Source organism: Flavobacterium sp. CF136 (genome assembly GCF_000282055.1).
Taxonomy (GTDB): domain Bacteria; phylum Bacteroidota; class Bacteroidia; order Flavobacteriales; family Flavobacteriaceae; genus Flavobacterium.
Genome location: NZ_AKJZ01000041.1, coordinates 39,144 through 63,866, shown reverse-complemented (window position 1 = coordinate 63,866; position 24,723 = coordinate 39,144). Strand labels below are relative to the sequence as shown.

25 protein-coding genes are annotated in these 24,723 nt (G+C 39.4%); 17 read left to right on the top strand and 8 right to left on the bottom strand.

What is annotated here, in order from left to right:
- Positions 1 to 17: 17 nt before the first annotated feature.
- Complete coding sequence (locus PMI10_RS13395) at positions 18 to 482, bottom strand: helix-turn-helix transcriptional regulator (RefSeq protein WP_007808764.1); 465 nt, start codon at positions 480 to 482, stop codon at positions 18 to 20.
- Positions 483 to 795: 313 nt separating this feature from the next.
- On the opposite strand from PMI10_RS13395, the gene PMI10_RS13385 reads away from it, so the two are divergent.
- Genes PMI10_RS13385 through PMI10_RS13355 form a run of 7 tightly spaced genes read left to right on the top strand, consistent with a single transcriptional unit; the run spans position 796 to position 5,038 of the window.
- Entirely contained in the window at positions 796 to 1,188 is a 393-nt protein-coding gene (locus PMI10_RS13385; protein WP_007808762.1) for a single-stranded DNA-binding protein, read from the top strand.
- 44 nt (positions 1,189 to 1,232) lie between these two features.
- A complete protein-coding gene (locus tag PMI10_RS13380) occupies positions 1,233 to 1,595 on the top strand; it encodes a DUF7222 domain-containing protein (RefSeq protein ID WP_007808761.1) in 363 nt (120 codons plus the stop codon).
- Positions 1,596 to 1,628: 33 nt separating this feature from the next.
- Positions 1,629 to 2,168, top strand: a complete 540-nt coding sequence (locus PMI10_RS13375) for a PRTRC system protein E (protein ID WP_007808760.1) — start codon at positions 1,629 to 1,631, stop codon at positions 2,166 to 2,168.
- Positions 2,162 to 2,380, top strand: coding sequence for a PRTRC system protein C (locus tag PMI10_RS13370; protein WP_007808758.1), 219 nt, complete (start codon positions 2,162 to 2,164; stop codon positions 2,378 to 2,380). The genes PMI10_RS13375 and PMI10_RS13370 overlap by 7 nt, the downstream gene beginning before the upstream one ends.
- Positions 2,381 to 2,436: 56 nt before the next feature.
- Positions 2,437 to 3,528, top strand: coding sequence for a hypothetical protein (locus tag PMI10_RS13365; protein WP_007808757.1), 1,092 nt, complete (start codon positions 2,437 to 2,439; stop codon positions 3,526 to 3,528).
- Positions 3,525 to 4,238 carry a hypothetical protein gene (locus PMI10_RS13360; RefSeq protein WP_007808756.1) on the top strand — a complete coding sequence of 238 codons (714 nt, stop codon included), beginning with the start codon at positions 3,525 to 3,527 and terminating at the stop codon, positions 4,236 to 4,238. The genes PMI10_RS13365 and PMI10_RS13360 overlap by 4 nt, the downstream gene beginning before the upstream one ends.
- Entirely contained in the window at positions 4,235 to 5,038 is an 804-nt protein-coding gene (locus PMI10_RS13355; protein ID WP_007808755.1) for a PRTRC system ThiF family protein, read from the top strand. Before PMI10_RS13360 ends, PMI10_RS13355 begins: the two co-directional genes overlap by 4 nt.
- Before the next feature lie 214 nt (positions 5,039 to 5,252).
- Here PMI10_RS13355 and PMI10_RS13350 read toward each other — a convergent pair whose 3' ends face one another.
- The 7 genes from PMI10_RS13350 to PMI10_RS13320 form a co-directional block, all read right to left on the bottom strand.
- On the bottom strand, positions 5,253 to 5,759 hold the full coding sequence (locus PMI10_RS13350; RefSeq protein WP_007808754.1) for a hypothetical protein: 507 nt from the start codon (positions 5,757 to 5,759) through the stop codon (positions 5,253 to 5,255).
- 189 nt (positions 5,760 to 5,948) lie between these two features.
- Positions 5,949 to 6,542: a TetR/AcrR family transcriptional regulator gene (locus PMI10_RS13345; RefSeq protein ID WP_007808753.1), complete on the bottom strand. Its 594-nt coding sequence runs from the start codon at positions 6,540 to 6,542 to the stop codon at positions 5,949 to 5,951.
- 154 nt (positions 6,543 to 6,696) lie between these two features.
- Positions 6,697 to 7,284 carry a hypothetical protein gene (locus PMI10_RS13340; RefSeq protein WP_007808752.1) on the bottom strand — a complete coding sequence of 196 codons (588 nt, stop codon included), beginning with the start codon at positions 7,282 to 7,284 and terminating at the stop codon, positions 6,697 to 6,699.
- Positions 7,285 to 7,459: 175 nt separating this feature from the next.
- Entirely contained in the window at positions 7,460 to 10,561 is a 3,102-nt protein-coding gene (locus tag PMI10_RS13335) for an efflux RND transporter permease subunit (RefSeq protein WP_007808751.1), read from the bottom strand.
- Between the two features lie 58 nt (positions 10,562 to 10,619).
- Positions 10,620 to 11,675, bottom strand: coding sequence for an efflux RND transporter periplasmic adaptor subunit (locus PMI10_RS13330; RefSeq protein ID WP_007808750.1), 1,056 nt, complete (start codon positions 11,673 to 11,675; stop codon positions 10,620 to 10,622).
- 53 nt (positions 11,676 to 11,728) lie between these two features.
- A complete protein-coding gene (locus PMI10_RS13325; RefSeq protein ID WP_007808748.1) occupies positions 11,729 to 13,066 on the bottom strand; it encodes a TolC family protein in 1,338 nt (445 codons plus the stop codon).
- 171 nt (positions 13,067 to 13,237) lie between these two features.
- Positions 13,238 to 13,849 carry a TetR/AcrR family transcriptional regulator gene (locus tag PMI10_RS13320; RefSeq protein ID WP_007808746.1) on the bottom strand — a complete coding sequence of 204 codons (612 nt, stop codon included), beginning with the start codon at positions 13,847 to 13,849 and terminating at the stop codon, positions 13,238 to 13,240.
- A 279-nt stretch (positions 13,850 to 14,128) separates the two neighbouring features.
- Between PMI10_RS13320 and PMI10_RS13315 the strand changes: the two genes are divergently transcribed.
- From PMI10_RS13315 to PMI10_RS13270, 10 genes are all read left to right on the top strand, one after another.
- Positions 14,129 to 15,109: a sensor histidine kinase gene (locus PMI10_RS13315; RefSeq protein ID WP_007808744.1), complete on the top strand. Its 981-nt coding sequence runs from the start codon at positions 14,129 to 14,131 to the stop codon at positions 15,107 to 15,109.
- On the top strand, positions 15,110 to 15,853 hold the full coding sequence (locus PMI10_RS13310; RefSeq protein ID WP_007808742.1) for a LytR/AlgR family response regulator transcription factor: 744 nt from the start codon (positions 15,110 to 15,112) through the stop codon (positions 15,851 to 15,853).
- Positions 15,854 to 15,961: 108 nt separating this feature from the next.
- Complete coding sequence (locus tag PMI10_RS13305) at positions 15,962 to 18,286, top strand: TonB-dependent receptor (protein ID WP_007808740.1); 2,325 nt, start codon at positions 15,962 to 15,964, stop codon at positions 18,284 to 18,286.
- A gap of 2 nt (positions 18,287 to 18,288) precedes the next feature.
- Positions 18,289 to 19,086: a DUF4249 domain-containing protein gene (locus PMI10_RS13300; protein WP_007808738.1), complete on the top strand. Its 798-nt coding sequence runs from the start codon at positions 18,289 to 18,291 to the stop codon at positions 19,084 to 19,086.
- 6 nt (positions 19,087 to 19,092) lie between these two features.
- Positions 19,093 to 19,572: a hypothetical protein gene (locus PMI10_RS13295; RefSeq protein WP_157489827.1), complete on the top strand. Its 480-nt coding sequence runs from the start codon at positions 19,093 to 19,095 to the stop codon at positions 19,570 to 19,572.
- A 103-nt stretch (positions 19,573 to 19,675) separates the two neighbouring features.
- Complete coding sequence (locus tag PMI10_RS13290; protein WP_007808734.1) at positions 19,676 to 20,524, top strand: phospholipase A; 849 nt, start codon at positions 19,676 to 19,678, stop codon at positions 20,522 to 20,524.
- 154 nt (positions 20,525 to 20,678) lie between these two features.
- Positions 20,679 to 21,056 (top strand): hypothetical protein, encoded by a 378-nt coding sequence (locus tag PMI10_RS13285; RefSeq protein WP_007808732.1) that lies wholly within the window; start codon positions 20,679 to 20,681, stop codon positions 21,054 to 21,056.
- Positions 21,057 to 21,058: 2 nt separating this feature from the next.
- Positions 21,059 to 22,351 (top strand): TolC family protein, encoded by a 1,293-nt coding sequence (locus tag PMI10_RS13280; RefSeq protein ID WP_007808729.1) that lies wholly within the window; start codon positions 21,059 to 21,061, stop codon positions 22,349 to 22,351.
- Position 22,352: 1 nt separating this feature from the next.
- Positions 22,353 to 23,489: an efflux RND transporter periplasmic adaptor subunit gene (locus PMI10_RS13275; protein ID WP_007808727.1), complete on the top strand. Its 1,137-nt coding sequence runs from the start codon at positions 22,353 to 22,355 to the stop codon at positions 23,487 to 23,489.
- Positions 23,490 to 23,496: 7 nt separating this feature from the next.
- Positions 23,497 to 24,723 (top strand): ABC transporter permease, encoded by a 1,227-nt coding sequence (locus PMI10_RS13270; RefSeq protein ID WP_007808725.1) that lies wholly within the window; start codon positions 23,497 to 23,499, stop codon positions 24,721 to 24,723.

Here is a 24,723-nt window from a genome sequence, read left to right as displayed (position 1 = left end):
TCTTGGTTTTTTCCTGCTTACGGATTTAAAATAGCGGTAACGGCATCCGGGCCGTAAAAATGTGTAATCTCTTTTTTTTCCTCTTCATTGCCCCGCTCAAAGGTTCTTTTGACAACAGCCTTTTTCTGCTTTTGCCAGTCAATTTTGCTCATGTCGGTATCCCAGAAAAGTATCTTTCTCAGCTTTTTAAAATCGGGGTGCGCCGTGTTTTGGTTTTTATTTTTTTTCTTCTTTTCCTGTTCTATGTCATAATAAACCTGAAGGATCATCAAATAGCCTTCTTCCATTGAAAGTGATTTTTCAATTTTCATGGCCAGAGGTATGTTCATCCTTCTTTTCCCTTTGGTAATTGCCGTGAGTGTCTGGGGGAATTCACCCAGTGAAATAGCAAACTGCCCCTTGCCCAGGTTGCGCTTTTGAAGTTCCCGCTCCAGGACAAAGCCCGGATGGATTCCTTTTATCAGGTTGAGTGTCGTTTTCATACTGCAAAAATAAACAATTTTGTTTACACGAAATTATTAAATATTTCTAAAATAGAAAACTAAAAGAAGGCTTAAATCTAATTTTCAATCGAAACGGCATAAAAAAGACAGCCAAGATAGCGTCCGCCGTATGCTGCATGCGCATAATGGCCGGCTCCGCCTCTCCACCCTTCGGGACTTATAGCACTCCGCATCCTCCAGCCGGCCGCTTGGTTCTTGCTTTCTTTTTTTCCGTTTTTTCTTTTGAAAACAATTTTGCGGAACATGGGAAAAGAAATTTTAAAAAAATATTCATCATTAAAATTTTGAAATCATGGAAATCACAGGACGTATTACAAAAGATGCCGTAGTGCATAAAGTATCAGGTGACAAACAGGTAGTCAATTTCAGTATTGCCGTCAATGACAGCTACAAACCAAAAGGAAGCAGTGAGTACAAAGAAATTGTAACCTATATCGACTGCTCCTACTGGCTGAATGTAAAAACAGCCCAATGGCTTAGAAAAGGGGCGCTTGTCCAGCTTTTCGGGCGTATCGGGCTTAATGTCTATTCAGCCTCTGACGGTAAGGCTCTGGGCAGTCTGACCTTTCACATCAACAATCTTAAAATTCTGGTCTTTGCCAAAAAAACGGAAACTGCCCAAAATACCGCTACGCCCAAAGCACAGCAGAGCGCATCCCAAGACCCTGATGACCTGCCGTTTTAATGCAGTATGCCGATTTAAAGATATAAACACCAAAAAAAAACAGTATGAAAGCCTTAGAAAAATCAGCGTATCGCCACTATGAGGTAAGCGGGATATTTAACCAAATAATTATAAGCCGTTTAGCAGGTTATGAGGGCAGAAAGAAACAGCAGTTAAAATCCTTTTTGCAGGACATCCAGCAGGCAGGCTGTGTAAGCGGGATGATAGGAGAATTTATCTATCATTCAGATTGTAAAGCCTTTTACATCAAGCATCTTGACGACTTGGAAAATATTAAAAAGGAATTGGAGGATTCCTTTGGAGAGCCGATTGTAAACCGTTATGAAAGCCCGCATTACACCTTTATGTGCTGGCTCAGTTTTGAAGAATACTGTTATAGTATATACACCAATGTATTTGAGAACTGACTTGAAAAAACAGTAAACTAAAATTTAAAGACTATGGAAACCAATTTTTTTAAATCCGTCACAGCCCTTGCCGTTGCAGGGGACTGGACAATAAGCATAGCAGAGGAGAATGCCGATACTTTAATTGTATCGGTACTCTTCCACAACAGCCGTATCGGGGACGATGCACTCAAAAAAGTCCCTCCCATCCTGCTCCGTGGAACGGCTCAGGAACTCGATGCAGGGTTCTTTGGGGCTATTGCAGAACCTGTTAAGCAGACCGCACAGCTCTTTACCAATTTGGAGCAGTTCCTAAAACAGAAACAAGCCGCAAAAGCTTCCTCGCAGATGCACAAACAAGCCGCTGAAAATGCAGGCGGACAAATCTCCGACAAGCAGAAAAAGTACGAGGAATCTATGAAAAAAGTAGATGAACTCCAAGCTGAAGGAAAATACCGTGAGGCATGGATCAAAGTGCCTCCCGTGGAAAGCTACCCCGAATATGCATCCATTATTCGAGACCGCAGGATGGAACTCTCCAGTCAGTTCGCCCCTGACCTGTTTAATGAACCTAAAGAAAATGAATCATGCTGACCGTCACACATCTAAAAAGGGTTTTCTGCTTTAAGGACAAACAGCAGGAAATAGAATTGGCTGACCCCTCAGAAACATTCAGCCCCGAGGCGGTGCTGAATTTTTATGCCCAGACCTATCCCATCCTAACCACAGCCTCCATTGAGGGTCCTGTTATACAGAACGATGCCGTTCTGTACAGATTTGTATCACAGATAGGAACTAAAGGATAAGTTATGAAAACCAAATCAATAACGGGCAGTATCAGTCTGCCTAAAAATAAAAAGCAATGGAAATTATATCAGCAGTTAGCAAAGTTCGCAAAGGATATGGACAGGCTTCCCGATGCGCACCAGGTTCAGGCAGACAGAACAAAATCAGTCCCTTTGGAACTTCTTCCGATGGTTTTCTAAGACAGTCTTTTCTGCCCCTCTTTGAGCGGGGTGCAGGTTTCCCTGATAAGAAAACCGCAGAAAAAAGCTTTTTTGAATCCCTGAAGGTCTTAAAAAAAGCCCATAACTGCGCAGACTGGGAAGTACACGACAAGCCTTATCCCTATAATATTCTTTTGGCGCATCACCTTGCTGAGCAGGAACTCTGTAAATCAGGGCAGGACATTGAATTTTCCATTGTGCAGGACGATGACCGGACAGTTAAACTCGCAGGAAAAACTATATATAACACAGAAAACACCCTGTATTATATCCCTATTCTGCCCCTGTACAGATTATTACAGGACAAAAGACAGAAAAAAAGTGCTGAATTGCTATTGTCAGTTTTTACCTACCTCTATCACATTGCAGGAATCCCTTATTACAGGGAGGAATATTCAGCATTGGGATATCATTATGAGTCTATCGAAGATTGGTTTTTGGAAGAATGGGAAAATGATGAAAAAGAAGAATTAACCACTATGCGTCAGGAATTAAACAGAGCCTCATACTATGGAGATATAATCTTTAAAAAAATATATAACACTTATTATTTGAATCATTTTAAGCACAAAATCGAAAGCTTTACTTTAAGTGATTATTTCGGGCAGAAATGTCTGGAAATCGCAAAAAAAACATTTGCAATTTTTGAGCAGTATCCCAATGAGAGCATTTTTAGAAACACCTCAAAAGAAAATTTCGACGAGGATGACGGCATCATAAGGGCACAGCAGTACATTTCCTTTATTGCCGATAATCAGGGGATACTTTACGACAACATTGAAAGGGCTGTAAACGATGAATTCAACGAATGCTCTGAAATGGAACAGCCTGTCCTCTTACAGGTATATGATAATGAAAATATTCCATATAAAGAAGGGCTTGATTTTGAATACAAAATTTTTCCGCTCATAAACGACCTATGCACACTTTTAAACCAAATCCCATGAAAAATATAACAAATAGTTTCGGAAAATTCTACCACCCTGTAAAAGCCTTTATTGTGTATCAGGAAAACACCGATAAAAACGTTTATGTGGAAAGTTACGACATGGATAAAAACGGCTTTGCTATAAATGCACATCCGCTTTCCCTAAGGGAAAGCACCGCACTTGCCAAAGCCCTCGATACTTCACAGGGACTAAAAAGCAATTTTTTAAAGCCGAAAGGCTTGCTTCCCAAAAATGTAATTTATATAAACGCAGACAGTAACGGCTTTGCCATTTGGCATACTCCCGCCCAAAGGGTTGAGCTGTTCTTTGTCGAGGGTTTGTCTATTCCTAACGGCAGGGCATCCATTCCGCCCCTGCTGTGGAAAGCCTCCAAAAATGCCCTTTGGGTTTATGCAATTCACTGCGACAAAAATATCAGCGAAGAAACTCCCCTTTGCCATGCCCCGTTTTTCAATATTTATAATGATGGAAAAGTCTGCATGGGAACAGTAAAAATAAACATCAAACCTGATACTTATTTACAGGATTTTATAGGGCTTTGGCAGAAGTATTTCTTTAATAGTTATTTCAGTCATCTCATCGGGCAGAAAAGTCCTGTAAAGGGTAATATTATTACTCTGTGGCAGAATCTAATAAACAGTAAAAAACAGTTTCCTGTTAAATCCCTTTTACAAAATGGTCTAACCATTAAAAAACTTTTGTCATGAACACGCTAAAATCAATGCACTTTGCAGATAATTACCTGATAAACCCGACCAATCCTATTACTGTAAACCTAATTGGCGCAGGCGGTACAGGAAACCGAATGCTCACAGAACTTGCCCGAATGAACCATAGTCTTATAACCCTTGGGCATACAGGTCTTCACGTCTGCCTATACGACGACGATATAATAACTCCTGCCAATCTAGGCAGACAGCTTTTTGCCGATGCCGAAGTGGGGCTTCCTAAATCCGTAGCTCTCATAAACAGAACTAATCGTTTTTTCGGAACTTCTTGGAAAGCGGTTTCAGAGCAGTTCAATACCTCCAATATAAAAACCTTTCCAAATAACGGGAGGGCAAATATTTACATCAGCTGTGTGGATACCATATCGGCACGATTTGGGATTGCCCAAATCCTTAAGGATTTGAACAATGCAGACACCTATCATCGCAGTAAAGCCTTATACTGGCTTGACATTGGAAATGCCAAAAATACAGGTCAGGCAGTACTCTCTACAATTGGGGAAATCAAACAGCCTGATTCAAAATTATACAGTACAGTAGCCAGCCTTCCGATGATAACTGAGGAATTTCACGAACTGTTGCAGGGGCAGGATGACCACAGCGAGCCGAGCTGTTCCCTTGCTCAGGCTCTGGAAAAACAGGATTTATTTATAAATAGCACACTTGCTTCAATGGGACTTTCCCTGCTTTGGAAGCTCTTCCGTGAGGGGATGACCGAGTATCGGGGGTTCTTTTTGAACCTTGCCTCTTACAGGACAGAACCTATAAAAGCGGGCTGATGCCCGCCGCCCCGCAATTGCACTTCCTGCGTCGGGACAATTGCGGGGCGTTCTAAGCGGATACGCCCCTTTGCACAGAATACAGCGATTCGCTGATTCATGCATAGGGGCGAATATTTAATTATTTAAAAACACAATTAAGATTTAATAAATTATCCTTTTTTTTAAAGTTCAAAATCAAATACGACTTCTTTATAGCGGCAGAAAGTTAAAATTAGATCTTGCTTTCTGAAAAAAAATCCTTTTGTGAGGCTACGCTTATTTCAGCCAAAAAAGCATCAAGATGATTTTGAATTGACCTGCGGTAAAAAATGCAAAATAAAATCTCTGTAATCCTGTATCTGAACATAAATCGGTATTCACAGCAGACTACTGTAATCCCCTGCCTGCTTTTACTTTGGGAAAAATAATATTGATACTCTATCTCACACAATCCAATATAGCTGCCGGTCTTAAAATTATCAATACTAACCAAAAATGATATTTCTGGCAGAAAAGAAACCAGTCTTCGTCTTGCCCCATTCCCATTTAAGAAATAAATAGTATGCTCAAAACCAGGCCTGAAACTCTCAATCTTAAAAGCTGAATAAGTAAAGACCGGAGAGCAGGGCAGTCTCTTAAAAAACTTCATCAGATCATAATGAAACACTGAAACAAAAACTTCTTTCAATGGTACATTGACCTCTATAACTGACTTGATAATCTGCGTATTTAATATCATATTTTCATTAGTGATAACTTTAACTGAATCATTAAATATGAAAAAGTAAACATCTTATAAAAAGCATATTATGTTTTTCAAACTAGTAGCGCACGATGACGTCTGGCTGTTCTATTTAGGAATCCCCATATCAAGTGTCTCAGAAAGTCAGACAACGTGAACTGGCTGTATTTTTGTTTCTAAAATGGATTACGCATTGATTGATAACTGCCTGTTAAGTTCATTTCTGCCTTTTTCGGTACTAATTGCCTGGATGTGGTAAACAAGGGCCGAAAGTTCAAGCCTGTCCACTTGTATTGTATCTATCACATTCTCATTAATATGAAATCTTATTGTGTAATAAAAGCTGATATACTCCTCTATTTCAACATCGGATCGATAATATCCCTGCTCAATACCACGTGCAAGGTTTCTTCGCATAAATAAATTAAACATCTTATGCTCGCTCGATATAACATACTTGTATATATCAGGATATTTCTTCTTTAGCTGATACAAGGGCAGGGCTCCTACAGTCTTGACGAGTCCTTTAAACAATCTGCGTATTTCGAAATGCTCTTCTACAGAATTATAATTAAGACTCATAACCTGATTGATTTTGTCATAGAACTGCTTTTCTAAAATATAAGTAGCTTCCTGCACAAGCACTTCTTTATTGCTGAAAAATTTATATAGTGTTTTTTTGGATATGCATAATTCGCTGGCCAGGTCATCCATGGTAACGCTATTGAATCCTAGTCTTATGAACAGCTCGCAGGCCTTACTGATTATTTTTTTTCTCATACTAATCGCTCTTAACTGACTTCAGTTATATTAATGTTAAAATGGCCTGGCCTAATGGCTGCGATAAACAAAAAAATCAAAGTAATGATGAAATTTTATTTTTTAAAAAGAACTTAGGTTTTCGGGCAGAAGCCAAATAATCTAAATTCCGTTTTTAAAAATTCCCAATCACAAATGCTGTCACTGCAATAAAAAATCCAACAATGAAAAGTGTATAGGAGAGTTCCATTGTAATGAATGATTTTTTTATTTTTTTTTCAAAAAGATACATAGTCCTCACTTGTGCTCCTACTTGAAGCTCCTGGCTTCTAATCAGCTTATTGTATGCCTGCTCATACTGCTCTAAAGAAACTTCAGGTGTCATTCCGATGGCAAAAACATCTTCTTCAAGTCTCTGGTACTGGTTTTTCATTTTCTTTTTAAATCCCAGGATATAATCAAAGACCATAGGACGGGAAGCTTCCATGGCAAATGCCAGGGAAATTATTGAACTAATAACCAGAGAAATCCCAATGAATTTACCATAAGGAACAATCACAATATGCTTGAAAAAAAACATGACAACAGAGATAACCGTTGTGTTCATTCTGATCATAATAGCAGCCTTGCGGTCAATCATATTGAATGAATTGATATACGATTTATTCTGGTTGCGCATATAGGTATGCAGCATCTTCCGGGGCTCCTTTTTAGTCTGATACAACAACTCCTGATGATTGTCATCTGCTTGCGGCTCTTCCATTATTTCATCGATTATTAATTAAAAAACATTCATAAGTAAAAATTCGGAAGGACTTCCATCCTTCCGAAATAAAACATACCAGTACTTACTTTCAAATTCACATGGCCAATACAATCGTTAACGGTACTTAATTATCAAAAAAGTAAATTTGATTCTGCGCTGATACATTTTTGTTTTAGGAAGAAAATCTTCCTGCCCATTTATCACGAACCCGGTCCACACAATAGTAGGCCATTGGCACAATAAAAACGGTAAGGCATAAACTCGTTGTCAGTCCGCCTATAATAACCCATGCCAATCCATTTTTCCATTCGCTTCCCGCAGCGGTGCTTGTTGCAATAGGAAGCATTCCGATAATCATGGCAAGTGTGGTCATAAGTATTGGACGAAGTCTGGTTCTGCCGGCTTCTACCAGTGCCGTCCAGGTACTGTCACCATGTTCTTTACGGTGATTGGCAAAATCGACAATCAAAATGGCATTTTTGGCTACTAGCCCCAAAAGCATAATCATACCTAAAATCGTAAAAATACTCATAGAGGATTTGGTCAGTGCCAGGATTAGAAATACCCCAAGGAAAGCTACTGGTATGGAAAAGAACACTACAAATGGGTATATAAAGTTATTGTAAAGTGCCACCATTACCAGATACATCAGCAGTAAAGCCGCTATAATAGCCGAAGCGAGTGAGCTGAAAGAATCTGCCTGCCGCTCGGCATCTCCGGTCCATCGTATATCGATACCCTCGGGAAGAGGTTTCTCAAGCAGGGATTTATTGATACGGTCTACCAGCTCTCCCGATGTGATTCCAAGAATATTACTTTTTACCGTAACAGAAGAACGCCTGTCTTTGCGTTCCAATACACTAGGTCCGCTGGTTTGGGAAATTGTTGCAAACTGTGACAGGGATATGAGTTTCCCTGAATCATTAATAAAGGAAATATTTCTGACATCCTCCACGTCATGTTTATTGAAATCATCAAATTTTACCCTGATGTCATATTCATTATTCCCTACACGATATTTTGCCTCGTCATTCCCTGCATAGGCATTCTGCAGTGTAGCCCCCACGCTGTTGATCGTGAGGCCCAGCTGCCCCATCTTGTCACGGTCAATTTTTACCTCAACCTCAGGATTTCCTGCCTCCACGCTCAAACTGGCACTTATCGCCCCGGGCATTACGGCAATACGTGATTTAAGTTCATTGGCAGCATCCATTAATTCCTCCTTGTTTTCCCCATTTAAAACAATCTGAATCGGATCTCCTCCGTTAATCATGCTGACCATGCTTGGGCTGACCTTCACTCCCGGGAAATGCTGTGCTATTTCCTGGCTTTTTTTGAGCATCAACTGCTCGGTGCTGCTTGTGCGCAGGCTTTTATCAATCACCGTTACTGTGAGCTCTGTTTTATAATCTGACCCTACTCCCGCAACGACAGAAGATGTGCTACTTCCCGCAACGTTACTAAAAACTGTGGTTACATCAGCCTGCCTGCGCAGGTAATTTTCAATCTCAAGACTGCGCAGGTTATTTTGTTTTACTGTCAGGTTTTTATCAAACTCCAAAGCAAGCCTGAACTGCCCTTTGTCACTCTGGGTAACAAATTCATTTCCGATAACACCCAGTTTTAGAACTGCAGTGATGCTTAGAAAAAGCCCCAGTATAAAACCGCTCATAATCAACTTATGCTGCAGCGTCCATTTAAGGGCGCCGACATACCAATGGGTCAGGGCTTCAATTATTTTTTCAAACCATACCAGGGGTTTGTGGAAAAAATTGTCATGGTTTAAAATAGTAATCTTCCCAAAACGTGATGCCAGCCAGGGAGTGAGTGTATAACATACAAACAAACTCATCAATGTGGCTACCACAATAGTAAGTGAGTATTGACGAAGTATATCCCCTATAGTATTCTGTATCAGACAAAGCGGACCAAATACCACAACGTCTACTGTTGTGATGGCCAGGGCCGAAAAACCGATTTCATTTCGCCCGTCCAGGGCTGCCGTGCGTTTATCTTTGCCCATATGCAGATGCCGGTGAATATTCTCCAGTACTACAATACTATCGTCAACCAGAATTCCAATGACCAGTGACAATGCCAGAAGGCTCATTAGATTTAATGTAAACCCAAAAAGGTACATGGCTATAAAAGTGGATATTAATGAGGTCGGAATGGCAACCAGTACAATAAGTGAATCCCTGAGACTGTGCAGGAACAGAAGCATAATGGCTGCAACAAGGAACACTGCGACTATAAGATCATGCACCACACCATCAGCAGAATCAAGCGTGTAATCTGCCGAATCATCAGCAATAATAAACTTAATGCCATTTTTCGAATATCTTTTCTCTATCGTGCCGATCTTCTGCTTTACCTGTTCACTGATATCCACAGCATTGGCATCACCCTGTTTTTTGATCAATATTCCAATTCCATTCTGCCCGTTATAACGGAACACCGAACTCGGGTCTTTTGTGACATCGGAAACCGTAGCCACATCACTTAATTTTACAGGGCTTCCGGCTGCTGGAAGTGCAACAATAACCTCTTTTAGCTGATCAACTGAGGTAAACTTTCCTGCAAGTCGTACTGTCATTTGTCCAATACTGCCTTCAGATTTAACTTTACCGGCAGGAAACTCAACATTGGCATTATTGATCGCCTGTGTAATGGATAATATCGAAAGACCATAATAATCCAGTTTGTCCTTAATGACATTTACCTGGATTTCCCTTTCCTGGCCCCCGATTAAAGTAATCTCCCCTACACCCCCAATCTGCTGAAGCTGGGGTTTGATCTCATTTTTCATCACATCATAAAACGCCGCATTGGTCAGACTCGAAGTGGCGGTAAGCTGCATAATGGGAGAATCACTCGGGGTAACCTTGGAGATACCCGGCGTTTTTACATCATCGGGAAGTTCGCTTAAAATATTATTAATTTTTCTCTGGACTTCCTGTTCTTTGCTGTCTATATCTGTTCCTACATTAAACTCAGCTGTAATAATGGAGTTTCCTTCCATCGACTGGGATGATATTGATTTAATCCCGTCAACCCCGCTCAGGACATCCTCTATTTCTTTGGTTACAGTCTGTTCGACATTCACCGGTGCGGCTCCCGGATACTGGGTCGTAACGACTAGTGTAGGCTGGCTCATATCGGGCATAAGCTCATAACTAAGCTTGGTATAGCAGAATACCCCGCCTAAAAGAAGAACTGTAAAGATTACAATAATCAGCGACGGTCTTTTGATTGATATTTCGGTTAATGTCATATTGTTATTTTTTTTAACTTTTGATACTTACCGGTGCATCCGGCCTGTACAATTAAACTTATTTTGCAATGGATACTTTAGTTCCGTCATTTAAATTTACCAGCCCGCCTGATACGACCTGCATACCTTTATCTAATCCAGCCCTGACCTCTATACGGGTTTCATTTCCCCCGCCTGTCTGAATGTTACGGATTCTTGCAGCCCCGTTCTCTATGACATATACCTGCGGCTTTATGGATGATCCGATTAAGGCTGATCTTGGAATCGTAAGGGCCTGGTCTGAGACTGTGCTCTGCAGTGAAACAGTGCCATACATGCCCGATCTTAATAAAGACTTGGAATTAGGGACAAGGATTCTGATCATAAAATTATGCGAAGCATCTGCCTTTGAGGCAATCAGGTCAACCTTTCCCTGAAAAGAGATTCCCGGATGCACATCGGTGCTGATAGAAATACTCTGCCCTGATCTGAATTGGGAAATACTCTTTTCGGGAACATTAATTTCAAGTTTTACAGAACTGATGTCAATTAAAGCAGCCATCTCCATACTTGGCGATACAATAGCGCCCAGGTCAAAATTACGAGTGGTAATAATACCGCTGAAGGGCGCCCTTATGGTATGCTGGTTCAATTGCTTTTTCATCTGGTCGATCTCGGCCTTAGAGGTCAAAACATCTGTTTTGGCATTGTCAATCTGAAGCTGGGTAACCCCTGAAACTGCCTGCTGATAACGTCTCAGGACATTGGAAGCTTTATCATAACTGGCCTGGGCAGACTGCAGCTGGGCACGGATAATGTCATTATCCAGCTGCGCAATGACCTGCCCTGCCTGTATGTGAGAGCCTTCTTCTACATTTACTTTAACCACTTTTCCTGATATCTCCGAGCCGAGAATCACTTCCCTATTTGGACTAAAAGACCCCGTAAAAGAGTTTGTAAGGTCAAAACGGCCGGATTTTACTGTATCGGCTTGAACAATTACAGCCGTATTCACATCGGGGTGGTATACTTTTGAAACTACTTCTTTTTTATTATTAATAAGCTTGAAAACCACTGCGGCAATAATGCCTCCTGTAATTACTACTGTTATAATTAATTTGGTTGATCTGTTCATTTTTATATTTATTTTAATGCTTCTGAGTTTAAAATTTCTACTTTATGTCACTGTCAAGGCAGGAGCTTTCCTTTTGCTTTTTTAAGATCCAGTTCAGCCTGCTTAATATTGATAAGCGCCGTTACATAATTGTTTTGTGCCGTCTGCTGGTCACTGGTTGTGTTAATTACATCACTTACTTTTACAAGCCCGCTTTGATATTGTACATTGATATCCTTCATTACTTTTTGGGCCAGGACAAAATTTCTTTTCTGATTTTGATACGTAATAAGATTACTGTTTAAATCTGCCAGTGCATTAGCGGCATCCTTCTCATTTTGCTGCAGTGTCTGTTTGGTCTGTACCTCTAATTTGCTTATTTCTATCTCTTTTTGTTTAGCCTGGTATTTAATGCTGAAGCCGTCAAAAACAGGTACTTTTAATTTCACGCCCAAAGTAGAGCTTGGATAGAATTTGTCGTTTATGTTTTTAAAAGGGCTGAAATTATTATAATAGCCGTTTACACCATAATTGGCAAAAAACGACAGCGTAGGCAGATAGCCTGCTTTAATATTTTTATACTCCAGTTCGGAAACTTTTCTGTTCTGCACCAGCTGCAGGTAATTGGTTTTCTGCGTCGCATCAAAGTCATTCAATGATGCTGAAATCAGTTCTTCATCCTTGAAAGGATAGACGCTCACTACTCTATCCAGCGGCATGTTCATCAAAACTTTCAGCAGATTGTAATATTTTTCCTTGCTGTTTTGAAGTCCGGCAAGGTTCGCTTTGGTATTATCACGGGTCACAGTAAGCCTGTCCACATCTGTCTCTGTGGCAAGCCCAGCCGCCAGCTGATCTATACTGCTTTTCAATAATGCTTCTGTGTTCTGCAGGCTTAGCCCCGTTAATTCCTCCTGTTTTAAAAGCGACTGAATACTGTAATAGGTCGCTGCCACATTGTACACCAAATCTTCCTGGCTGCTTTTAATCTGAAGCTGATTGCCGGCCACAAGAAGTTTTGCTGCCTTTAAGGCTATGACCGCCGAAGCATTAAAAAGGGTTTGGGAAAGCTCCGCAGTAGCCGATGTGTTCTGGGCTACACCCAGCTGGGAGGCGGAATAAGTCCCGGCCTGTCCCCCGAATGTTTCTCCCGGCAGCACCGAGGTCTGTACCTTAGGGGAATATTGATAACTTCCGTTAATATTAATACTGGGAAGCAGTGCGCTGTACGCCTGTTTAATGGAAGCATTTGTTTTATCCAGGTCCAGGGCATCTGCCTTTAATTGAAGGCTCTCTCTAAGTGCTGTGGCTGTACACTGCTCAAGGGTATAAGTCTCCTGGGCTTGCAGGCTTCCGCTTATCACTATCGTAGATAGGATAGTCCAGTAGAAGATGTAAATCTTGTGTTTCATACTATTTTAATCTTTATTTATTGGGTTTATAGGTTCGACATTTTTGTTCGATATTTTTGTTCGACATTTTTGTCGAATTATGTATAAAAAAATTTTACCCTTTCTCACAGGCCAAGTGTTGTATTCGACTTTTTTGTTCGACATTTTTGTCGAATGCAGAGCAAAAAAATATTATGGCAGAAATGCCGTTTCGACAAACTTAAGCAGATACTCTTTGCGCTCATTCATTAGGTTAATGTAGGCTTCATCGGAGAGCTTCATAAAGGTTTTAATGGCTGCCATACCAGCAAATGGGAACATGCACATAGACATTAACGAAATAAATATCTGCTCCGGATTTCCTTTAAGCTCTCCATTAACACAGGCTTTTTGAATGGCACTCATCAGATAACTTGGAAGGTCTTTATCCTCACTGTCTCTTGCCATGAGCATAAGTTCAGGGTTTTCATTAAATTCATTGAGCATAAATAAATCTATTTCGGGTGTTTGTATTGCACTTTCAATATATCCCCCTACAAACTGTTTCATGATATCCATAACCGGCCTGTCCAGATCACCGTAATTCGTAACCCTGGAACCTATCGCTGAAAAGAAATCTTTTAATACCTCCGCAAACAGGTTCTCCTTACTGTGAAAATAGTAATGCAGGGCAGTACGCCCGATTTTGGCCTCATCTGCAATTTCCTTTAACCGTGTCCCTGCAAAACCTCTCTTTACAAATATCTTTTTTGCAGCAATTTTAATCAGCGTCTTGGTATCTGAAGCAGATTCATCATATAACATAGTATTCGACTTTTTTGTTCGACACAAATGTCGAATATTATTTTAACTTTGCAAACTATAGATCTAAATTTATGAAAATTTTAAATCTATATCGATTTCAAAACGTTCAATTATTTTTTACTCAAAAACAACAAAAAACATATAAAACACTAAAATACAAACAATTAAAATTTAAATATGGTTATAAAACATAAAATAAACCTGAAGGTTAATCTTATCCTAAACAGCTGCTATATTTAAGAGAAAAGTATAAATTTGTCAAATTTGATAATAAAATCCATGAAAAAGAAACTCTGGCTCAATGCATGCCTTATATCACCAATAATTGCTTTATATGCGGCAAGTCCTGCCTATTTTGTAGATAATCTTAGTTTAAGTTTCTCGATTCTCTTGTTTACTATTATTAGCGCTGCAACACTTATACTATGGGCTTCCCATATTTATTTGGCATTAAACTTTCCACATCTGCATGTTATTTGGAAGTTTTTAATTGCACATACGGTCATTCTTTTTACTAGATTACTCTCTCAGGCGATACTGCCTTTTGAGGATATTTCCCGCTATTCTTTAGAAAATCAGCACATTGTATATGGAATTTTTATTTCGCTGCTCCCCAATGCCGTTATTTTGATTTTATGCCAGACTATAGTGGCTGATTTTAAAAGAAACGCAGCCGAAAAAGAAGTTCAGGAACTCAGGCTTCAAAACAGTGAGGCTCAGAAATTGGTTTTAACACAGCAGCTTCAGCCCCATTTTTTGTTTAACGCGCTGGGGGTTTTAAAATCACTGATCTCAACAAATGAAAAAAAAGCAGTTGAATATACCATACGTTTATCTCATTTTCTTCAGTATTCTATTCATTCCCAAAAAGAAGATGTAGTAATCCTGGAAAAAGAACTTGAATTTGTGAGGGATTATATCGCCCTTCAGAAAGTACGCTTTGAAGATGCTTTCTCATCTGACATTGATATCCCTCCGTCAGTTTTCCATCATAAAATCCCCATATTTGCTTTACAGACACTCGTTGAGAATATTTTCAAGCACAATCATTTTACAAAGAAAAAACCATTGCATTTTTCAATCAAATATCTTGAGGGTAATTTAATTGTAACTAATATAAAAATCCCTGCAAAACATGTCGAACAAAACCATACCGGACTCTCAAATCTCAATAACCGGTACCTGCTTATTACTGATAAAGAAATAATAATAAATCAGACAGAGGATAATTTCACAGTCATAATTCCAACCATACAATAGATGAAAATTATAATAATTGAAGATGAGAAACCCCTGGCAGAAGATCTCTCAAGAACGATCTTGTCCATTATGCCTGAAGCGCTTATTAAGGCCGTAATACCATCGGTGGAAGAAGGCATCGAATACCTTTCTAAATCGCCCGATATTGACCTGATCTTTTCCGATATCAAACTCGGTGACGGATTAAGTTTTGATATATTCAAAGAAGTCGACAATAAGGTTCCCGTTATATTCTGCACAGCATTTAACCAGTATACCCTCGAAGCTTTTGATTCGATGGGCATCGATTATATTATAAAACCTTTCTCCAATGAAGCCGTTGCAAAAGCCCTGCAGAAATTCAAATTATTACAGCCCAAAGCCTCTGTTGACTTTACTAAAATAATAAGCACCTTCAAAACACAGACAATGCCATCTGTAATTATCTACCAGGGTGACAAAATCATTCCCATATCAGGAAATAACATAGCGTTGTTCTACATTCAGGACAATGCAGTAATTGCCTATACCTTTGATAAAAAAACCTGGGTCCTTGGCCCAAAACTAGATGTTCTGGAGCAGAAATTTGCCCCATTTTTCTACAGGGCTAACCGGCAGTTTCTAATTAACCGCAAAGCTGTCAATTCAGCTTCACAGTATTTTCACCGCAAAATAATACTGACTTTAAACATTGATTTTCCCGAAAAAATACTCGTAGGAAAAGAAAAGGTTACAGACTTTCTGGAGTGGCTATCCCAAAATTGATTCTTTTTAATTTTTTTGTCCACTTTATATGCCTTTCTGTCCACTTCATTTAAAATATCCTTAAAATTTAGCTGTGCTTTTTCATTTTTGCTGTAAAACACAGTATAAATGAAAACATTTTTAATAAGGCATTTTGCATTAGTTACACTGCTCTTCTGCGCCGGCAGAACCATGGCCCAGAAATACACCATAAGCGGCTCCATTAAAGATAAAAAAAATGGTGAACTCATTATTGGTGCCGCTATACGGGTAGCCGAAAACCCTGCCCTTGGGGTAATGACCAACGAATATGGTTTTTATTCCCTCTCCCTTCCCGAAGGCACTTACACCATTATCTGCAGTTATATTGGGTTTGACCAGCAGCAGCAAGCCATCCTGCTTGATAAAAACACCAAAATTGAATGGTCACTTGAGCAGACCCCCGAAACAAACACACTTGACGAGGTAATAGTATCCCGGGTTAAAAAAGACAAAAACCTCTCAGAAGCCCAGATGGGCATTGAAACGCTCAATATAAAAAAAATAGAAAAATTACCGGTTCTCTTCGGAGAAAAAGATGTCATGAAAACCATCCAGCTGCTCCCCGGGATTAAAAGCAGCGGTGAAGGCAGCAGCGGTTTCAGCGTCAGGGGCGGAGCCACTGACCAAAATCTAATTTTACTCGACGAGGCCCCCGTTTATAATGCTTCCCACCTTCTTGGATTCTTCAGTACCTTCAATAGTGATGCTTTAAAGGATGCCTCCATCATAAAAGGCAACAGCCCCTCGCAGTACGGCGGGCGTCTTTCCTCTGTTATGGACATAAAGATGAAAGATGGAAACAATCAGGATTACAACGTTACAGGAGGCATCGGGCTTATCAGCAGCAGGCTCAGCGTGGAAGGTCCTATCCAGAAAGACAAGTCCTCTTTTATAATATCGGGCAGAAGGACCTATGCTGATTTATTCCTTAAAGGAAATGAAGATTTCAAGGACAGCAAGCTCTATTTCTACGACCTTAACATCAAAGCCAACTATCAGATCAATAACAGCAACCGAATTTATCTCTCTGGTTACTTTGGACGCGATGTCCTTGGTCTTGGCAGCACATTTGGCACAGATTGGGGGAATACCACAGCTACTCTGCGCTGGAACAGTATTGTCAGCAGCCAGCTGTTTTCAAACACTTCACTGATATACAGTAATTACGATTATAAACTAAATTTTGAAAGCGCAGGCAATAATTTAGGACTAAATTCTCAAATTACAGACTATAACCTCAAACAGGATTTTTCCTGGTTTGCCAGCAGCAGACATTCCGTTCGATTTGGCCTTCAGTCTATTTATCACGGTATAACGCCCAGCAAGGCTTCCGGTACAAGCGTGGACAGCTACCCTAAAAAAACAAGGTACTCATGGGAAAATGCCCTGTATATTAATGACGACTTCAAAGCTTCAGAACAGCTGACAGTCAATTACGGATTAAGGTTTTCTGCTTTTACCGTTATAGGCGGGGATACTTATAACATTTATCAAAACGGTGAACTTACCGACAGCAGGGTTCTTGAGAAAGGTACGCTGGGTAAAACATACCTTAATCTGGAACCGCGTATCACAGCCAACTATCGTATTGATGAGATCAGCAGTGTCAAGGCCGGATATTCCCGAAATACACAAAACCTGCATTTATTAAGCAACAGCAGTTCAGGCAGCCCCTCAGATCAGTGGATAGGAAGCAGCTATACAGTAAAGCCTGAAATTGCCGATCAGTTCAGTGTAGGGTACAGCAGAAACTTTTCTGATAACAATTACGAGATAAATACTGAGGTGTATTATAAGGATATGCAGAATCAGATCGATTATAAAAATGGTGCCGAAATCACCTTTGATACTGGAAAAGATGTAGAAAGCGAACTGCTTTTTGGTAAAGGGAGAGCTTACGGTATCGAACTTATTGCAAAAAAGAAAAGCGGCCGATTATCAGGCTGGGTATCTTACACTCTTTCAAAAACAGAGCGAAAGATAGATGGTATTAATAATGATCAATGGTATAATGCACGTCTGGATAAAACCCATGACCTCTCAGTGGTAGCTACCTATAGCCTTAATCCTAAATGGTCTTTGTCAGGGCTGTTTGTTTACAGCACCGGGAATGCCGTAACCTTTCCTACCGGAAAATACGAACTTAACGGGCAGACTGTTTTTCAATATAGTGACCGTAATGCGGACAGGATGCCGGATTATCACAGAATGGACCTGAGCGCCACTTACGAACCAAATAAAAAAAAGCGCTTCCACGGCTCATGGACTTTTGGTCTCTACAATGTATATGGACGTGAGAATGCATACACCATAACCTTTGAAGACAATCCTGATAAACCCGGCACAACGCGCGCCATGCAGACATCACTCTTTCGATGGGTTCCTAATGTAACTTATAATTTCAAATTTTAAAAATGAAAAATATACTATTTATACTATTCTCTGCATTGCTTTTTACCAGCTGTGAAAAAGAAATAGATCTGCAGCTCGATGACAAAAGCGGTACCATTGTTATTGAAGGAAATATCACAGACCAGCAGGGACCTTACTATGTCCGCATTACCAGATCGGTGGCTTTTACCGAAAATAACCAATACCCTGCTATTACCGATGCTGTAGTGACCATTAGTGACAATACCGGCCAGAGCGAAACCTTGGAATATGAAGAAGATGGGCGATACAAGACAAACAATCTGGTTTCGAGTCCGGGCAGTACCTATACACTCAATGTGCTGATTGACGGAATAAATTACACTGCACAAAGCACAATGCCCTCCCCTGTTTCCCTTGACGGGCTGATTCAGGATTCGGTTTCAATAGCAGGTGAAACCACTTATAATATTCTGCCTGTCTATACCGATCCCTCTTTCCTGGGAAATCGTTATCTGTTCATTTTGACCATTGACGGCAAAACAGATAAAACCCTGCAGGTATTTTCGGATAATATCAATAATGGTATGGTAAATCAAAGAAGCATAATGCCTTCACTGGACGACGATGACGAAATTGTACCGGGCGATATTATAAATGTAGAAATGCAGTGTATCGATCAAAATATCTATACCTACTACAGCGCCCTGATTCAAATCTCAGGCAGCGGCGGTCCGGGCGGAAGTGTAACGCCGGCCGATCCGCCAAGTAATATAAACAACGGGGCATTAGGTTATTTTTCTGCCCATACCACTGCTTCCAAAAGCATGGTCATTCAATAAAACAGCATGAGTGATAGTAGAATTTACAGCAGTAGTTTAATGAAAAGGTGGAGCATTATGGCTTTCTTTAAATTCATAACTGTCTCTTTTGCCTTATTTGGATTTACATGGGTCTATAATCTGTGTTCCTATGAATATGCTGCCTATTATTACAGCGAAGGTTTTAATCAAAATTCCCTGGACGATACCGCTTATGGCAAACAAAAAATAATCAGGCTTCAGGATACAATACTGCAGCGTTATGCAGGGATATTTGTACTTGACACAGACCCCTCACAGCGGATTGTTATTTCACTAAAAAACAACCGGCTCTCTATAGTAAATAATGATTGGAACAAAATAATTCTTCCCGGCAGCGAGACCTTATTTTTTGAGAATTCACAAGTACAAAACAGCTACAACTTTGTACTTAATCCAAAAACTAAGTCATATGACCTGATTATCACTTGCGCCGGGATAAAATTTAAAATGAGAAAACTGCAGTAAAAAGGAGGCTTTAAATTATAAGAGCGTCCCTCCCACAATTCAAAAATTAAATTCAAAAAGATACCACAGCATCAAAAATGACTGTCAAATAATACTACCCGCCATGGATTATCCAAAGACAAAAATCAGCCTAATAATTCTGTTCTGTTTTATTATATTCAATGTGAAAGCACAGAACGACTCCATAATCAAGTTAGAAGCAGCAAACAAATTAACGGCAACTGAAATATTTCTAAGCCAGCCCGCCTTCAGTACTTATAAAGACAATTATTTCTCCACCGGCACCACCCTCAGGGAACTGCCTTCTTCGGATAATTCCGATGCCAAGTTTCAAATCAGCATTAAATACAGATTATCTAAAAATCCTGTATTTGACAACGTATACGGCTTTCTGACCTATACTCAAAAAGCTTTTTGGGACATTTACAAAGTATCATTCCCCTTTAGGGATATTAACTTTAATCCGGGTATAGGAATGATAAGGCCATTTATGAATAAAAAAGGAAAACTGGGGTACTATTCCTTAATGGTAGAACATGAATCCAATGGTAAAGACAGTATTTCTTCCAGAAGCTGGAATTTTGTGTCGCTGAACTGGAGTGAGGAAATCAGCCGCAGAGTACTTCTGGAGGCTAAAATTGTTCTTCCTTTCGGTTCTAAATCAGACAATCCCGATCTTTTAAAGTACATTGGATACAGTGATCTGGGATTAACCTATATTTTCAAACCCCAGAGGCTCTATGCCAAAATCAATCTTAAGACCGGCGCTTCCTGGTCATGGAAAGGCTCTGTAGAAACCCAGTTGATCATGAAGCCCAAGGAATCTTCCAACTTATATCTGATGCTGCAGGGATTTCATGGCTATGGGGAGAATCTTCTGCAGTACGATAAAAAAGTGAGTATGATCAGAGTGGGGATTATAATTAAACCCAATTTCATGAATTTCTTCTAAAAACAAAATCCTCAGCTAGATACTTCATTTTAAGGCTGTATAGCAGCTAAAAACGAGGTTCTGTCCACTTTAAACATTATTTGTCCAGTTCACATCCAATACAATTTCATACCTGATTACAGATGAACATTTTTGCAGTATAAAATTTCAAATTATGAACGCAAAAAAAATTATTATCAGCCTTGGTGCTGTAGCCCTTATGAGTTTTCAAACTGCTGCCTATGATCCTAATACCTTAATTGGAAACTGGAAAGGTGAAGGTGAACCGGGTATTTCTGTAGAATTTTATTTAGCCGCTGACGGCGCATATTACGGAAAACTAAATGACAAAACCGATAAAAATTACGGAAAAATTGTCTTTAAGAAAATTATATACAATCCGAAAGAAAAGAACTTCTCAGGAACCCTTATCCCGGCCGACAAAGACATTACCCTTAGTGTAACGGTAAGTTTTGAAAACAACAGCAGGATAAAAGTGATTGCTAAAAAATTCCTGATAACCAGAGTGGTTTATTTTTCAAAAACGAAGTAGTCATGAAAAAAATCATTTTAATTGTAATACTGCTTATAGTGTCCCATACGCATGCACAGGAAAAATTTACGGACCTGGAGGGACTTTTAGTATATGCTTCTAAAAACAGTTTAACACTGCAGAGCAATACTATTAAGCTTACAAAGGCTAAAAAAGCAAAACTCGCCGCTGTTATAAGCATATTGGATCCCACAGGCACCCAGACTTTAACTTTTAAAAATAACACCAAACTGGGAGTAACATTATTTCCCGATGAAAACAATCCGGGAAAATATAATGAAATTAAGCTTGGACAGCAGTATAATACTTCTATTGATCAGACTTTAGACATCAAACTGATCAACTTTGAGGGCTGGGAAAGACTCAAACTGGCTAAAATTAATATTGACCTGACCAGCTCAAATTCAATGATAACATTAAAAGAGCTTCAGGAAAACATTGCCGCCAATTATTACAATATTGTTTCACTGCAGGCGCAGAAAGTGAGTGCAGTGCAAAATCAGGCTGTAGCAGATACACTCTATCAGATCGCCTCAAATAAATACCTTCAGGGACAGGTGAAACAGCAGGATGTAAATGATTCTAAATCTGCTTTTCTAAATGCACAGGAAAACACAAATCAGATTCAATACCTTATTGAACAAAATTATTTGAGCCTGAAAATACTCTGCGACATTCCTGAAGAAAAAGAAATTATAATAGAGAACAAAAAAGAAGATTTTTCAGAACTTTTTGTACCCACAGTAGAAGAAAACAAACTCAATGTCGAGAATTCAATGCTGCAGGAAAAATATGCCCTGAGGTCCTTGAAACAGATAAAAAGATCCATACTGCCAAGCTTGTCATTTATAACCAATTCTTCTTCCCAGCAGTACAATGATACTTTTAAACTCTTTGAAGGAACCTGGTATAAAAGCAGTTATATGGGACTGAAACTCTCTATGCCGTTTCCTGATTATACTATGACCTCTAAAAAGTACAATGCGAAATATGAATATGAACTGGCAAAAAACTCTTCTCAGCAGGCTGAAATCAAATCTGCCTTGGAAGTTAAAAAACTGGAAAATGAATACAGTAAAAATAAATCCCAGTTTCTGTCCAATAAAGAGGTTTTTGCCCTGAGAAAAGATACCTATGTAAAAAACAAGAATCTGTACGCTGAGGGGCTGCAGTCCCTGGAAAACACTTTAAACAGTTATAATTCAATGGTAAACGCAGAATACAGCCTTATCTCATCACGGATAAATGTTGACTTAACCCTTGCAAAAATTGACATCAATAATAAAATCAGATAATATGAAAAAGTCTTTAATCATTATTATTTTATCCCTGCTGGCAGCATCCTGCGGGAAAAAAACAGCCGAAACCAAACCTATTAGAAAAGATGTTACCGAATCCGTGTTTGCATCCGGTATCCTCGAAGCTAAAGGCACCTATGATTTAACCGCCCAGTCAGACGGTTATCTATTAAGTATAAATTTTGAACAGGGAGATTTAATTTACAAGGGGCAGATACTGGCAGAGCTGGACAACAGGGAAAGCGATTTCAATACGCAGAGTGCAAGTGATTTGTTCAGGATTTCGCAGTTCAATATGTCCTCAAATGCTCCGGCACTGGTGCAGGCCCAGAGCGCTATTACTCTTGCGAAACAAAAATTGGAGTTAGACTCCCTGCAGGAACGCCGCTACAAATCACTCTCAGAGAGAAACAGCATTGCTAAAGTAGATTATGAAAATGTACGCTATACCTACAATACTTCCAAAAGTAATTATCAAACGGCAGTCGAGAATTACAAAAAATTAAAACAGGAAGCCCAGCAGCAGCTCATTACAAACAAAGCTGCCAAGGAAATAAATAAAATTATTTTAAGTAAAAACGAAATCAAGGCTATCGTCCCTGGAAGGGTGTATAAAAAATTAAAACAGCAGGGCGACTTTGTAAAAAAAGGGGATGTTATTGCCACTATTGGTGATGCTGATATAATTTATGCAAAAGTAAATATTGATGAGACCAATATTTCTAAAATAAAAATCGGACAGCACGCTGTTGTCCAACTCAACATCAATAAAAATAAAAACTACAGAGGTGTGGTCTCTGAGATTTATTCTTCCTTTGATGATGCTACTCAGTCTTTTATCTGTAAGATTTATTTTGAAGATAATATTGGCTTTAATATTGTCAATACCCAGCTTCAGGCGAATATTATTATAGGGGTTCAGAAAAATGCCCTGCTGATCCCAAGAAACTACCTTGACTTTTCCAACTACGTCCAAATTAAGGGACAAAAAGAAAAAACGAAAGTAATCACAAATTTCATCAGCAATGACTGGGTTCAGGTTATATCAGGTATTGACCAGAACACCACTTTAATCACCGAGAACCTTCCCGAGAACAACATCAAGACTTCAGAAGCAGGCTCTCAATTAAAATAAACGCGTTATGAAAAACATCAATTACGATATTGCCCTCACCCATATTCTTACCCGAAAAAAGCAGACTTTAGTAGCTGCTCTGGGAGTAACTATAGGGGTGGCTATTTATCTTTTTATGAATTCACTTGGTGCAGGATTTAACAAATACGGGACAGCGGAAATATTCAAAAACAATGCGCATATTAAAATTTATAAAAAAGATGAAACAAGCAGCGTCCTGAGCCGCGATAAATCCACTTTAAATGTTATTGTAAATCCGCAGGTAACAACCTTATCCAAAACGATAATCAATCCCCAGTCCCTGCTCAATTCTGTCAGGAAAGAACCCTATATCACAAATGCAATTGAAGTTGTGGATGTCTCTGTTTTTTACAACAAAGGCAAAACCCAGCTCAAAGGCACAAGTGACGGCGTCAATATGGTTGAATATGCCCAGATGTACAATACCAGTGCCTATATGCTGGCTGGGGATGTAAAAAATTTAAAACAGAATTTAAACGGGATCATTATAGGCAAAGGCATAGCTGAAAAATTCAGTTTAAATATGGATGATAACATTACAGTAACCTCTTCCTATGGCGTGAGTAAAGTCCTTAAAGTTGTTGGGATTTTCAGCATGGGAAACAGTCTGACTGACGATTCAAAATCATTTATGAATATCAGTACTGCCCAGCAGTTTTTAAAAGAAGGATCTTCTTACGTCACCACTATTTATGCCAATACAGTCAATTCGGATAACTCAACCCAGTACGCTCAAAAATTACAGGCACTGACCTCTTATACGGTCGAAGACTGGAAAACCAGCAATGCTGACATATTAAGCAGCGATGTGACCAGAAAAACACTTATGACTTCTATTTCCCTTTCCATTCTTCTTGTTGCGGCATTCGGGATATACAATATCCTGAGTGCTACAATAACCCAGAAAATAAATGACATTGCCATCTTAAAAGCTTTGGGTTTTAAGGGAAAAGATGTTATTCGGATTTTTATAACAGAAGCCGTCATAATGGGTATAATAGGCAACTTTTTGGGATTATGTTTTGGAGGGGCTTTAATCTATGTTTTATCGCATATTCAGCTCAGCGGAACAAATTCAACTTTCCCAATTTACTTTGAAGCAAAGCTTTTTGCCCAGAGTTTTCTCCTTGGATTAATTATCACAATCTGCGCCGGTTATTTCCCGGCAAAAAAAGCAGCCAATGTAGACCCAGTATCAATTTTTAGAAAATAA